General features: G+C 63.5%; 3 protein-coding genes. 2 read left to right on the forward strand and 1 reads right to left on the reverse strand.

Annotated elements, in window-relative coordinates; genetic code table 11:
* Positions 1-68 precede the first annotated feature (68 nt).
* On the forward strand, positions 69-1,082 hold the full coding sequence (locus BMZ46_RS04135; protein ID WP_074687940.1) for a GNAT family N-acetyltransferase: 1,014 nt from the start codon (positions 69-71) through the stop codon (positions 1,080-1,082).
* A gap of 72 nt (positions 1,083-1,154) precedes the next feature.
* Here BMZ46_RS04135 and BMZ46_RS04140 read toward each other — a convergent pair whose 3' ends face one another.
* Positions 1,155-1,709: an RNA polymerase factor sigma-70 gene (locus BMZ46_RS04140; RefSeq protein ID WP_011335256.1), complete on the reverse strand. Its 555-nt coding sequence runs from the start codon at positions 1,707-1,709 to the stop codon at positions 1,155-1,157.
* Between the two features lie 380 nt (positions 1,710-2,089).
* Between BMZ46_RS04140 and BMZ46_RS04145 the strand changes: the two genes are divergently transcribed.
* Entirely contained in the window at positions 2,090-15,091 is a 13,002-nt protein-coding gene (locus tag BMZ46_RS04145) for a non-ribosomal peptide synthetase (RefSeq protein ID WP_074687938.1), read from the forward strand.
* Positions 15,092-15,139: the final 48 nt, after the last annotated feature.

Genomic DNA, 15,139 nt, shown 5'->3' on the forward strand with positions numbered 1-15,139 from the left:
AGACTAAATTTTCATAAACGGCTCACGTCCCATCGTTGAACTGTCGACGATTATCGTGAGCCCGACCCATGTCCAATCTGAATGACCTGACTGCCCTGGCCTTGCCTTCGGGCAGTCAACTGATAGCCGATGCCACTGAAAGCCGTCTGAGCCTGAGCCTGGACGGGCAACCGCTGATTCGCCTGCGCCTCGATCGTGAAGGCCGGGGGCCGATCCAGATCGATGAACGCTTTGCATTGCCACCAGGCCAGGCGCTGTGGGCCGCCTGCTATTGGCTGTTTGCCCGGGATCCGGCGCGCCAGCAATTGATCTGGCAACTGGATCAGCCGCCGACCGAAGCCTTGCTCAGCGGTTTGCTGGTGAGTACTGAAGTGGCGGGTGAATATCGCTGCGAGCGCACGCTGTTCTGGCAACTGCCGCAACCCTGGCTTGGGGCTTCGCTGACTGGCAGCTACCCGCAGCAGATGGTCATCAGCAACGGCAAACGCCATCCGCTGCGACCGGTGAAACCGAGGGGTGAGGTTTATCGGCGTTTCGATGCGCGTCTCGGTGCGTGGATTTCCCTGCGTACGGTTGAGATCGAGCAGGATCTTGCGCGTTTCAATCGCTGGCAGAACAGTCCGCGAGTCGCCAGTTTCTGGCAGGAGGAGGGCAGCCTCGAGCAGCATCGCGAGTACCTGAGCAAGCTCGAGGCCGATCCGCACACGCTGACGTTGATTGGCTGTTTCGACGACCAGCCGTTCGCTTATTTCGAAGCCTACTGGGCCAAGGAAGATCGCATCGCGCCGTTCTACGATGCTGACAATTACGACCGCGGCATCCACATGCTGGTCGGGGAAGAAAACCATCGCGGGCCGCACAAAGTGGCGAGTTGGCTGTCGGCGCTGGTGCACTACCTGTTTCTGGATGATCCGCGCACTCAGCGGGTGGTCGCCGAACCCCGTGCCGACAACGCGAAGATGATCGGCCACATGCACAACCAGTGCTTCCACTGCGAGAAGGAATTCGACTTTCCGCACAAGCGCGCGGCGCTGATGATCCTCGGGCGCGAACGGTTCTTCGACCGGTGCACGCTGGCGTGACATTTCCCTGAAAACAAAAAAGATCGCAGCCCTTCAACGAAGGCTGCGATCTTTTTTTGCGGCCGATTTTTATCAGCGACGGTTTGCGGTCACTGCATCAGCGCGACTGCTCGACACCTTGCGGCAATGCACCAGCGCGTCGCGAATCATGAAGTTGACCAGGGTCGGCGAAACGCCGAGTTCCTTGGCGATGTCCTTCTGCGGCACGCCGTGCAGGCGGTACATCTCGAACGCATAGCGAGTGCGGACCGGCAGCTCGGTCAGCGCATCGGCGATGTGTTCCAGGGTCGAGAAGTTGATGTGTGAGGTTTCCGGCGAGGCGCCCTGAATGACCACGTTCAACCCTTCCTCCTCGGGGCCGGCGTACTTCTGCTCCAGCGCCTGCTTGCGGTAGTGATCGATGGCCAGATTGCGCACGATCTGGAACAGATAACTCAGCTGGGCCTTGATCGACGACGTGATCGGCGGCGCCGATTGCAGTCGGAAGAACGCATCCTGCACCACATCTTCGGCGCGTGACCGGCAGCCGGTAATGCGGGCTGCAATCTTGACCAGAATCAGTCGATTGTCGACGAATGCCTGAAGTAGCGGTGAATCGCACCTGCTTGTGGATACTTGTTCCGTCATGGAAATCACCTTGCTGCCAATAGGTTAGTGGGACGCCTGGGGGACGGGGCCGTCCTACACATCGAGCGACAAATTATGTTGAATGATAATGATTGTCAATTGAGAAAGAGAACTAATGATCCATAACAGTGCTATCTGAGAACTGCGACACGCCGCCGCACTCGCCCAAGCGCCCAGCCCCATTGGCGATCCAGCCTGCCGACTAATTATTTCAAGACGTCATCCGTTCTCATTGGTGAATGGATCCGGGTACGCAGCCCCGGACCTACCGCATTCCAATGCCGTGCACGGTCGGCGAAGACCGTGTCCCGCATGCCTTGCACGGGCATGCCGCAGCCAACCCGATTCCACCAGCAAGCCGAATTCAGGCAGGAAACCTCATGACCGACGCGTTCGAACTCCCCAGCACCCTGGTCCAAGCCCTTCAGCGCCGTGCGGCCCTGACGCCGGATCGGCTGGCCCTGCGCTTTCTCGCTGAAACCGAGGAGCAGGCTGTGGTGCTCAGTTATCGCGAACTCGATCAACGCGCACGCGCCATCGCCGCCGCGTTGCAGACCGAGGCCGGATTCGGTGATCGCGCGGTATTGCTGTTCCCGAGCGGTCCGGATTACGTCGCGGCGTTCTTCGGTTGCCTGTACGCGGGTGTGATCGCGGTGCCGGCCTATCCGCCGGAATCGGCCAAGCGTCACCATCAGGAACGCCTGCTGTCGATCATCGCCGACGCCGAACCGCGTCTGCTGCTGACCAGCGCCGACCTGCGCGACGCCCTGCAGCAAATCGAAGGCGCGCCGCCGCTGTTGTGCGTCGATACCCTCGACGCTTCGCTGGCCGAGCGTTGGGTCGAGCCGGCCCTGCCGACAGACCATATTGCTTTCCTGCAATACACCTCCGGCTCCACCGCGCTGCCCAAAGGCGTGCAGGTCAGCCACGGCAATCTGGTGGCCAACGAACTGCTGATCCGCCACGGTTTCGGTATCGACGTAAACCCCGACGACGTGATCGTCAGCTGGCTGCCGCTGTACCACGACATGGGCCTGATCGGCGGTCTGCTGCAACCGATCTTCAGTGGCGTGCCGTGCATCCTGATGTCGCCGGCGTACTTTCTCGGCCGGCCGTTGCGCTGGCTTGAAGCGATCAGCCAATACGGCGGCACCATCAGCGGCGGCCCGGACTTCGCTTACCGTCTGTGCAGCGAGCGGGTCAGCGAATCGGCGCTGGAACGCCTCGACCTGAGCCGCTGGCGCGTGGCCTATTCCGGCTCCGAGCCGATCCGGCTCGACACCCTCGAACGCTTCGCCGAGAAATTCACCGCGTGCGGTTTCAGCGAAAGCAGTTTCATGGCGTCCTACGGTCTGGCGGAAGCGACCCTGTTCGTCGCCGGCACACCGCGCGGCACAGGGATTCCGGCGTTGCGCGTCGACGATCAAGCCCTGGCGCAGAACCGTGCCGAGCCGGGCGAGGGCAGCCCGATAATGAGCTGCGGCATCAGCCAGCCGGAACATGCGGTGCTGATTGTCGAGCCGAACACCCTTGAAGAACTGGCCGACAACGCCGTGGGTGAAGTCTGGGCTGCCGGCCCGAGCATCGCCCTCGGCTACTGGCGCAACCCCGAGGCGACGGCCAAGACCTTCGTCCAGCACGCGGGCCAGACCTGGCTGCGCACCGGTGACCTGGGCTTCATTCGCGACGGTGAACTGTTCATCACCGGTCGCCTGAAAGACATGCTGATCGTGCGCGGCCACAATCTCTATCCGCAGGACCTCGAAAAGACGGTCGAGAACGAAGTGGAGGTGGTGCGCAAGGGCCGTGTCGCGGCGTTCGCGGTCAATCAGAATGGCGAGGAGGGCATCGGCATCGCGGCGGAAATCAGCCGCAGCGTGCAGAAAATCCTCCCGCCTGAAGCGCTGATCAAAGCCATTCGCCAGGCCGTGGCCGAGGCGTATCAGGAAGCACCGAGCGTGGTTGTGCTGCTCAATCCGGGCGCGTTGCCGAAAACTTCCAGCGGCAAGCTGCAACGTTCGGCCTGCCGCAATCGTCTGGCTGATGGCAGCCTCGACAGCTACGCCGTATTCCCCTCAGCCACTGCTGAAACCGCTCAGGACTCGACCGCGTCCGCCTCCGAACTGGAAGCGTTGATCGGCAAAGTCTGGGCCGAGCAACTCAACGTCAAACAGGTCAACGCCGACGATCATTTCTTCCTGCTCGGCGGCAACTCGATCGCCGCCGCCCAGGTGATCGCCAAGGTCCGCGAAGAACTGAGCCTGGAGCTGAACCTGCGCCTGCTGTTCGAAGCACCGACCCTGTCCGCGTTCGCCGCAGCCGTGGCACAGCAGCAACAGGACGGCGGCAGCGCCCAAGGCGAAATCACCGCACTGTCGCGCAACGAAGCCTTGCCGCAATCCCTGGCGCAAAACCGACTATGGATCACCTGGCAGCTCGATCCACAAAGCAGCGCCTACAACATTCCCGGTGCCTTGCGTCTGCGTGGTGAACTGGACGAAGACGCATTGCGCGCCAGTTTCCAGCAACTGATAGAACGCCACGAATCCCTGCGCACGCGCTTCTTCGAGCGCGACGGCGTGGCCCTGCAACAGGTTGAAGCAGCGGGCGAATTCAACCTGCAACTGATCGACATCAGCGACCTGCCCGTCGCCGAACGTGAAGCCCGCGCACTACAGATCCGCGAGGGCGAAGCCCGCACCCGGTTCGATCTGGAGAAAGGCCCGCTGCTGTGGGTGACGCTGGTTCGTCTCGATGACGAGGATCACCAGTTGCTGGTGACCCTGCACCACATCATCGCCGACGGCTGGTCGCTGAACGTGCTGATCGACGAGTTCTCGCGCCTGTACGCCGCCGCGTCCCAAGGCCAGCGCGCGGAACTGGCGCCGCTGCCAACCCAATACGCCGACTACGGTAGCTGGCAGCGCCAATGGCTGGCGCAAGGCGAGGGCGAACGGCAACTGGCGTACTGGAAAGCGCAGTTGGGGGACGAGCATCCGACCCTGGAACTGGCGACCGACCATCCGCGTTCTGCCAAACAAATTCACAGCGCCGCACGCCACAGCGTTCGCCTGGGGATGAGCCTCAGCGACGCCATTCGCCAGACGGCCCAGGCCTATCAATCCACACCGTTCATGCTGCTGCTCTCGGCTTTCCAAAGCCTGTTGCATCGCTACAGCGGCCAGCGCGACATCCGCATCGGTGTGCCCAACGCCAACCGTCCGCGTCTGGAAACCCAGGGCCTGATCGGCTTCTTCATCAACACCCAGGTGCTGCGCGCCGACGTCGATTCGCGTCTGCCGTTCACCGAACTGCTGGCGCAAACCCGCCAAGCTACACTCGGTGCTCAGGCGAATCAGGACCTGCCGTTCGAACAGCTGCTGGAAGCCTTCCCGGAGGCGCGTGAACAAGGTCTGTTCCAGGTCATGTTCAACCACCAGCAACGCGACCTGAGTGCGCTCAAACGTCTGCCGGGCCTGCTCGCCGAAGAACTGCCGTGGCACAGCCGCGAGGCCAAGTTCGATCTGCAACTGCAGAGTGAAGAAGACCGTAACGGTCGGCTGACGCTGTCCTTCGACTATGCCGATGAGCTGTTCGACGCCGCAACCATCGAGCGCCTCGCCGAGCATTTCAGCAACCTGCTGCGTGCTGTCTGCGAACGTCCGCAACAATCCATCGGCGATCTGCAACTGCTGACCGCCGCCGAAAATACTCAGCAAAGCGAATGGAGCATCGCTCCGTGCACCCCGGCGCAACAATGGCTGCCGGAGCTACTGAATGAACAGGCCCGTCAGACCCCGGAACGCACGGCATTGGTGTGGGACGGCGGCAGCCTCGACTTCGCCGAACTGCACGCGCAGGCCAACCGTCTCGCCCATTACCTGCGCGACAAGGGCGTCGGCCCGGACGTGTGCGTGGCCATCGCCGCCGAGCGTTCGCCGCAACTGCTGATCGGCCTGCTGGCGATCATCAAGGCTGGTGGCGCCTACGTGCCGCTGGACCCGGATTACCCGGCCGAGCGTCTGGCCTACATGCTCAGCGACAGCGGCGTCGAACTGCTGCTGACCCAGACGGCATTGCTCGACCGCTTGCCGGCCAGCGAAGGCGTCAGCGTGATCGCCATGGACACCCTGCACCTGGAGAACTGGCCGAGCCAGGCACCGGGTCTGCATCTGCACGGCGACAATCTCGTCTACGTGATTTACACCTCCGGCTCCACCGGGCAGCCGAAAGGTGTGGGCAACACGCATGCGGCGCTGGCCGAACGTCTGCAATGGATGCAGAACACTTATCGCCTGAACGACACCGACGTGCTGATGCAAAAGGCGCCGATCAGTTTCGACGTGTCGGTGTGGGAATGCTTTTGGCCGCTGATCACTGGCGCGCGTCTGCTGATCGCCGGCCCGGGCGAGCACCGCGATCCGCATCGCATTGCGCAATTGGTTCAGCAGTACGGCGTGACCACGCTGCACTTCGTGCCGCCGCTGCTTTCGCTGTTCATCGACGAACCGTTGAGTGCCGAATGCACCAGCCTGCGCCGCGTGTTCTCCGGCGGTGAAGCGCTGCCGGCGGAACTGCGCAACCGCGTGTTGGCGCAACTGCCGGCGGTGCAGCTGCACAATCGTTACGGCCCGACCGAAACCGCGATCAACGTCACCCACTGGCATTGCAGCGTGGCGGATGGCGAGCGTTCGCCGATTGGCCGTCCGCTGGGCAACGTCGTTTGCCGGGTGCTCGACAGCGATCTCAATCCAGTGCCGGCCGGTGTGCCGGGTGAACTGTGCATCAGCGGCATCGGTCTGGCTCGTGGTTACCTCGGCCGTCCGGCGCTGACGGCCGAGCGTTTCGTGGTCGATCCGCTGGGCGAGCAGGGCGCGCGTCTGTACCGCACCGGTGACCGCGCACGCTGGACGAATGATGGTGTGATCGAATACCTCGGCCGTCTCGATCAGCAGGTCAAACTGCGTGGTTTCCGCGTCGAGCCGGAAGAAATCGAAGCCCGTCTGCTGGCTAAGGACGGCGTGGCGCAGGTCGCCGTGCTGGTGCGCGAAACCGTCGCTGGCCCGCAACTGATCGGTTACTTCACCGCCACCGACGCCAGTGAAGATCAGGACGGGCAAATCGCTCGCCTGAAAACCGCACTGGCCGCCGAGCTGCCGGAATACATGGTCCCGGCGCAACTGATGCGTCTGGACGCAATGCCCCTGAGCCCGAGCGGCAAACTCGACCGCCGCGCCTTGCCCGAGCCGCAATGGCAGGTGCGCGAACACGTCGAGCCGGTCTCCGAGTTGGAGCAACAGATCGCCGCGATCTGGCGCGAAGTGCTCGGCCTGAAGCAGGTCGGCCTGCGCGACGACTTCTTCGCCCTCGGCGGTCACTCGCTGCTGGCCACGCAAATCATCTCCCGCACCCGTCAGGCCTGTGACGTCGAGCTGCCGTTGCGTGCCTTGTTCGAACACAGCGAGCTCGGTGATTTTGCCGAGCAGATCCGCCAGATCCAGGCCAGCGGTCGCACCAACAAACAGCCGCCGATCAACAAGGTTGATCGCAGCCAACCGGTGCCGCTGTCCTACTCGCAGCAGCGCATGTGGTTCCTCTGGCAGATGGAACCGGACAGCCCGGCGTACAACGTCGGCGGCATGGCGCGCCTGCGTGGCGTGCTGGATGTCGGGCGTTTCGAGGCAGCATTGCAAGCGTTGATCCTGCGTCACGAAACCCTGCGTACCACGTTCCCGAGCGTCGATGGCGTGGCCCGTCAGCAAGTGCATGCCGAGACCGGCGTGCGCATGGGCTGGAAGGATTTCTCGAAACTCGCCGCCGATGTGCGCGAGCAGAAAGTCCAGCAACTGGCCGACGACGAAGCGCACCTGCCGTTCGATCTGGAAACCGGTCCGCTGCTGCGCGCCTGCCTGGTCAAGACCGCCGAGCAGGAGCATTACTTCGTCCTGACCCTGCACCACATCGTTACCGAAGGCTGGGCGATGGACATCTTCGCCCGTGAGCTCAGCGCATTGTACGAAGCGTTCGTCGATGACCGCGAATCGCCGCTGGAACCGCTGCCTGTGCAGTACCTCGACTACAGCGTGTGGCAGCGCAACTGGCTGGAGTCCGGCGAGCGTCAGCGTCAGCTTGACTACTGGACCGCGCAACTGGGCCGCGAACATCCGCTGCTGGAATTGCCGGGCGACCGTCCGCGTCCGCCGGTGCAAAGTCATCAGGGCGAGCTGTTCCGTTTCGACCTCAGCGACGATCTCGCCGCGCGGGTGCGGGCCTTCAACGCGCAGAACGGTCTGACCCTGTTCATGACCATGACTGCTGCACTCGCGACCTTGCTTTACCGCTACAGCGGCCAGACCGATCTGCGGATCGGCGCGCCGGTGGCCAACCGGATCCGCCCGGAAAGCGAAGGTCTGATCGGTGCGTTCCTCAACACCCAGGTGCTGCGTTGCCAGCTCGACGGCCAGATGTCGGTCGGCGAATTGTTCGAGCAGGTGCGCCACACCGTGATCGAAGGTCAGTCCCATCAGGACCTGCCGTTCGACCATCTGGTGGAGGCGTTGCAGCCTCCGCGCAGCGCCGCCTACAACCCGTTGTTCCAGGTGATGTGCAACGTGCAGCGCTGGGAGTTCCAGCAGAGCCGCATGCTCGCCGGCATGACCGTCGAGTACCTTGCCAACGATGCGCGGGCGACCAAGTTTGACCTCAACCTGGAAGTCACCGACCTCGACCATCGCCTTGGTTGCTGCCTGACCTACAGCACTGACTTGTTCGACGAGCCGACGATTGCGCGCATGGCCAAGCACTGGCGCAACCTGCTGGAAGCGCTGATCGCTGACCCGCAGCAGCGTCTCAGCGAACTGCCGTTGCTTGATGCGCCTGAGCAACAGCAATTGCTCGACAGCCTTGGTGTCGAGCCGGGCGAGCGTCGTCTCGACCAGTGCATTCATCATCTGTTCGCCGAGCAGGCGCTGGCGCGCAAAGATGCGCCGGCCCTGACTTTCGCCGGGCAGACCCTCAGCTACGCCGAACTCGACGCTCGCGCCAATCGCCTGGCCTGGGCCCTGCGTGAGCGCGGTGTCGGCCCGCAAGTGCGGGTCGGTCTGGCGCTGGAGCGTTCGCTGGAAATGGTCGTCGGCCTGCTGGCGATCCTCAAGGCCGGCGGCGCCTACGTGCCGCTGGACCCGGAGTACCCGCTCGACCGTTTGCATTACATGATCGAAGACAGCGGCGTCGGCCTGCTGCTCAGCGACCGGGCGATGTTCAAAGCCCTCGGCAAACTGCCGGCGAACGTGGCGCGCTGGTGCCTGGAGGATGACAGCGCCGCGCTGGCCGATTACCCGGCCACCGAACTTCCGTTCATGAGCTTGCCGCAGCATCAGGCGTACCTGATCTACACCTCGGGTTCCACTGGCAAGCCGAAAGGCGTGGTGGTGTCCCACGGTGAAATCGCCATGCATTGCCAGGCGGTGATCGAACGCTTCGGCATGCGTCCGGACGACTGCGAACTGCACTTCTATTCGATCAACTTCGACGCCGCTACCGAGCGTCTGCTGGTGCCACTGCTCAGCGGTGCGCAGGTGGTGCTGCGTGCGCAAGGCCAGTGGGACGCGGAAGAAATCTGCGGCCTGATCCGTGAACACCGGATCAATATTCTCGGTTTCACCCCGAGCTACGGCAGCCAGTTGGCGCAGTTCCTCGCGACGCAAAACGAGGTTTTGCCGGTGCGGATGATCATCACCGGCGGCGAAGCACTGACTGGCGAACACCTGCAACGGATTCGCGCAGCGTTCAAGCCGAGTCTGTTCTTCAACGCTTACGGCCCGACCGAAACCGTGGTCATGCCGCTGGCCAGCCTTGCGCCGGAAGTGCTGGAAGAGGGCGCCGGCAGTGTGCCGATCGGCAGCGTGATCGGTGATCGCGTGGCCTACATTCTCGACGCCGATCTGGCGCTGGTGCCGCAAGGTGCGACCGGTGAATTGTTCGTCGGCGGCGCCGGTCTGGCGGTGGGGTATCACGAGCGTGCGGGCATCACTGCCGAACGTTTCGTCGCTGACCCGTTTGCCGTCGATGGCGGGCGCATGTACCGCACCGGCGACCTGGTGCGCCAGCGCGCCGATGGTCTGGTGGAATACCTCGGGCGGATCGACCATCAGGTGAAGATCCGTGGTTTCCGCATCGAGCTGGGCGAGATCGAAACCCGCCTGCTCGATCACGATTCGATCCGCGAAGCGGTGGTGCTGGCGCTGGATGCGCCGAGCGGCAAGCAACTGGTCGGCTATCTCGTGACCGAGGTCGCTTCGCGAAGCGAAGCCGAGCAAGCCGAACTGCGCGATGCGCTGAAGGCGCACCTGAAGACTCAACTGCCGGACTACATGGTGCCGACCCATCTGATTCTGCTGGCGAGCATGCCGCTGACCGCCAACGGCAAGCTCGACCGCCGCGCCTTGCCGGCGCCGGACCCGGAGCTCAATCGTCAGGATTACGTGGCGCCGAGCAACGAGCTGGAGCAGACCCTGGCGCAGATCTGGTGCGAGGTGCTCAACGTCGAGCAGGTCGGTCTCAACGACAATTTCTTCGAGCTGGGCGGCGACTCGATCCTGTCGATTCAAGTGGTCAGCCGCGCGCGCCAGCAGGGCATTCACTTCAGCCCGCGCGACTTGTTCCAGCACCAGACCGTGCAGACCCTGGCCGCTGTTGCCAGCCGCAGTGAAGCCGTGACCGCCGAGCAAGGTCTGGTGACGGGCGAATCGCGTCTGACCCCGATCCAGCACTGGTTCTTCGACACCGAGATTCCCGAGCGTCAGCACTGGAACCAGGCGTTGCTGCTGGAGCCGACGGTGGCGCTGGAACCTCATCGTCTGGAGCAAGCGTTGCTGGCGGTGATCGAGCAGCATGACGCCCTGCGTCTGCGCTTCAGCGAGGTCAACGGCGCATGGCAAGCGACCCATCAACCGGTGACCGATGCTGCCGTGCTGTGGCAGGTTCGCGTGCCGTCGATGGACAAGTGCGCCGCGCTGTTCGCCGATGCCCAGCGCAGCCTCGACCTTGCCCAGGGCCCGCTGCTGCGTGCCGTGCTGGTCGATGGGCCGGACGCTCAGCAACGACTGTTCATCGCGATCCATCACCTGGTCGTCGACGGTGTGTCGTGGCGGGTGCTGCTCGACGATCTGCAAACCGTGTATCGCCAGCTCGACGCCGATCAGTCGGTGAAACTGCCGGCCAAAACCAGCGCCTTCAAGGACTGGGCGGCGCGCTTGCAGGCTTACGCCGGCAGCGAATCCCTGCGTGAAGAACTGAGCTGGTGGCAAGCGCAACTGGCCGGCCCGAGCGCCGATTTGCCGTGCGAACGTCCTGAGGGCGGTCGCGAGAATCGGCATGCGCAAACCGTCAGCGTGCGTCTGGATGCCGAGCGCACTAAGCAACTGCTGCAACAGGCACCGAGCGCCTATCGCACGCAGGTCAACGACCTGTTGCTGACCGCGCTGGCCCGCGTGCTGTGCCGCTGGAGCGGGCAGCCGTCGGCGCTGATTCAACTGGAAGGCCACGGCCGCGAAGCCCTGTTCGACGAGATCGACCTGACCCGCACCGTCGGCTGGTTCACCAGCGCCTATCCGCTGCGCCTGACCCCGCACAATATCGAAGAGGCTGCGGGGCAGGGCGCTTCGATCAAGGCGATCAAGGAGCAACTGCGCGCCGTTCCGCACAAAGGCCTCGGTTATGGCGTACTGAGTTATCTCGCCGATGACGCCAGCCGTCAAAGCATGGCGGCGTTGCCGAACGCACCGATTACCTTCAACTACCTCGGCCAGTTCGACCAGAGTTTCGGCAGCGACGCGCTGTTCCGGCCACTGGATGAGTCGGTCGGCGCCGCCCACGATCCGCACGCACCGTTGCCGAACGAGTTGAGTGTCGACAGTCAGGTGTATGGCGGGGAACTGCTGCTGCGCTGGACCTTCAGCGCCGAACGCTACGACGCGCAGACCATCAACGAGCTGGCCGATGCCTACGTCGGCGAGTTGCAGAGCCTGATCGAACATTGCCTGCAGGACGAGGCCGGTGGCCTGACGCCGTCGGACTTCCCGCTGGCGAAACTGACCCAGGCGCAACTTGACGCACTGCCGGTGCCGGCGGCGCACATTGAAGACGTGTACCCGCTGACGCCGATGCAAGAAGGCATGCTGTTGCACACCTTGCTCGAGCCGGGCACCGGTCTGTACTACATGCAGGATCGCTACCGGATCAACAGCGAACTCGATCCCGAGCGTTTCGCCCAGGCGTGGCAAGCGGTGGTCGCCCGTCACGAAGCGCTCCGTGCCTCGTTCTGCTGGAACGTCGGCGAAGACATGCTGCAAGTGATTCATACGCCGGGGCGCACGCCGATCGAGTACCTGGACTGGAGCGCCATCGCTGACGCCGAGCAAGAGCCGAAACTGCAAGCGCTGCTCAAGGCCGAGCGCGAGGCCGGGTTCGATCTGCTCAATCAGGCACCGTTCCACCTGCGTCTGATCAAGGTCGGCGCGGCGCGTTACTGGTTCATGATGAGCAACCACCACATCCTCATCGATGCCTGGTGCCGCTCGCTGCTGATGAACGATTTCTTCGAGATCTACACGGCCCTCGGCGAAGGTCGCGAAGCACAATTGGCGGTGCCGCCGCGTTATCGCGATTACATCGGCTGGCTGCAACGCCAGAGCCTGGCCGAAGCGCGTCAGTGGTGGCAGCAGAACCTGCAAGGGTTCGAGCGCACCACGCCGATCCCGAGCGACCGTCCGTTCCTGCGTGAACACGCCGGCGAAAGCGGCGGCATGATCGTCGGTGACCGCTACACCCGACTGAATGTCGAGGACGGCGCCCGTCTGCGTGAGCTGGCCCAGGCCCATCAACTGACCATCAACACCTTCGCCCAGGCGGCGTGGGCACTGGTGCTGCGCCGCATGAGCGGTGATCGCGACGTGCTGTTCGGCGTGACCGTGGCCGGACGCCCGGTGGAGATGCCGGAGATGCAACGCACCGTCGGCCTGTTCATCAACAGCATCGCGCTGCGGGTGCAGATCCCGGCGGACGATCAGCGTGTCAGCGTGCGCCAGTGGTTGAGCGGTCTGCTCGACAGCAACATGCAACTGCGCGAGTACGAATACCTGCCGCTGGTGAACATTCAGGAGCAGAGCGAACTGCCGAAAGGCCAGCCGCTGTTCGACAGCCTGTTCGTGTTCGAAAACGCCCCGGTGGAAGTCTCGGTGCTGGACCGTGCGCAGAGCCTCAACGCGACCTCGGACTCGGGCCGTACCCACACCAACTTCCCGCTGACCGCCGTTTGCTATCCGGGTGATGACCTCGGTCTGCATCTGTCCTACGACCAGCGTTACTTCGACGAGTCGACCATCGAGCGCATGCTCGCTGAGTTCAAGCGTCTGTTGCTGGCGCTGGTCGATGGCTTCCATGGCGACATGGCCGACCTGCCGCTGCTGGGCCATGAGGAACAGGACTTCCTGCTCCACGGCTGCAACCAGAGTGAGCACGACTATCCGCTGGAGCAGAGCTACGTCGAGCTGTTCGAAGCCCAGGTCGCCGCGCATCCGCAACGCATCGCCGCCAGTTGCCTCGATCAGCAACTGAGCTATGCCGAGCTGAACCGGAACGCCAACCGTCTCGGTCATGCACTGGTCGCGGCCGGGGTGCAGATGGATCAACCGGTGGCGCTGCTGGGCGAACGTAATCTCGATCTGCTGGGCATGATCATCGGCAGCTTCAAGGCCGGTGCCGGTTACCTGCCGCTGGATCCGGGCCTGCCGAGCCAGCGTCTGCAACGCATTATCGAGCTCAGTCGCACTCCTGTTTTGGTGTGCACCGAGGCTTGCCGTGAACAGGCGACGACCTTGCTGGATGAGTTCAGCTGCGCCAACCGCCCACGCTTGCTGGTGTGGGAAGAGGTTCAGGCCGGTGCGGTATCGTCGGCGAATCCGGGCCTCTTCAGCGGCCCGGACAATCTGGCCTACGTGATCTACACCTCGGGCTCCACCGGGTTGCCGAAAGGCGTGATGGTCGAACAGCGCGGCATGCTCAACAACCAGTTGAGCAAGGTGCCGTACCTGAACCTGAGTGACGCCGATGTGATCGCCCAGACCGCTTCGCAAAGCTTCGACATTTCGGTCTGGCAATTCCTCGCCGCGCCGCTGTTCGGGGCGCGGGTGGACATCGTGCCGAACACCATCGCCCACGATCCGCAAGGCTTGCTGGTGCATGTGCAACAGCAGGGCATCACCGTGCTGGAAAGCGTACCGTCGCTGATCCAGGGCATGCTCGCTTCGGATCGTCTGAGCCTCGACGGGCTGCGCTGGATGTTGCCGACCGGTGAAGCAATGCCGCCGGAACTGGCGCACCAATGGCTGCTGCGTTATCCGGAGATAGGTCTGGTCAACGCCTATGGCCCGGCGGAGTGCTCGGACGACGTGGCGTTCTTCCGTGTCGACCTGGCCTCGACTCGCGGCAGTTACCTGCCGATCGGTACGCCGACCGACAACAATTTGCTGTACCTGCTCGATGGCGCGCTGGAGCTGGTGCCGCTGGGTGCGGTGGGTGAGTTGTGCGTGGCGGGCACCGGGGTCGGTCGTGGTTATGTCAGCGATCCGCTGCGCACCGCGCCGGTGTTTGTGCCGAATCCGTTCGGTGCGCCGGGCGAGCGTCTGTACCGCACCGGCGACCTGGCGCGTCGTCGCAGTGACGGGGTGCTGGAGTACGTCGGTCGGGTCGACCATCAAGTGAAGATCCGCGGTTACCGGATCGAACTGGGTGAAATCGAGGCGCGTCTGCACGAGCAACCGGAAGTCCGTGACGGCGCGGTTGGCGTGCAGGAAGGCGTCAATGGTAAGCATCTGGTCGGCTACCTGGTGGCCGCGGATTCCGCACTGAATCAGAGCGAACGCCTGGAGCGGATCAAGCAGCGCCTGCGCGCCGAACTGCCGGAATACATGGTGCCGCTGCACTGGTTGTGGCTCGACCGGTTGCCGCTCAACGCCAACGGCAAACTCGATCGCAAGGCCCTGCCGGCGCTGGAGATCGGCCAGTTGCAGAGCCAGGATTACCTGGCGCCGCGCAGCGAACTGGAACACACCCTGGCCGATATCTGGGCCGAGGTGCTGAAGGTCGAGAAGGTCGGGGTACGCGACAACTTCTTCGAACTCGGTGGCCACTCGTTGCTGGCCACGCAGATTGCCTCGCGGGTGCAGAAAGCCTTGCAGCGGGATGTGCCGCTGCGAGCGATGTTCGAGTGCAGCACCGTGGAGGAACTGGCCGGGTACATCGAAGGACTGGCGGCCAGCGACATTACCGAGGAGAAGGTTGATCGTCTCAATGACCTGATGGCAGAGCTGGAAGGCTTGTAGTTTTCAGCGTCTGTACCGGCCTCATCGCTGGCTTGCCAGCGATGGCGT

Origin of the sequence: Pseudomonas sp. NFIX49, from assembly GCF_900115915.1 — a bacterium.
Lineage (GTDB): Bacteria > Pseudomonadota > Gammaproteobacteria > Pseudomonadales > Pseudomonadaceae > Aquipseudomonas > Aquipseudomonas pharyngis.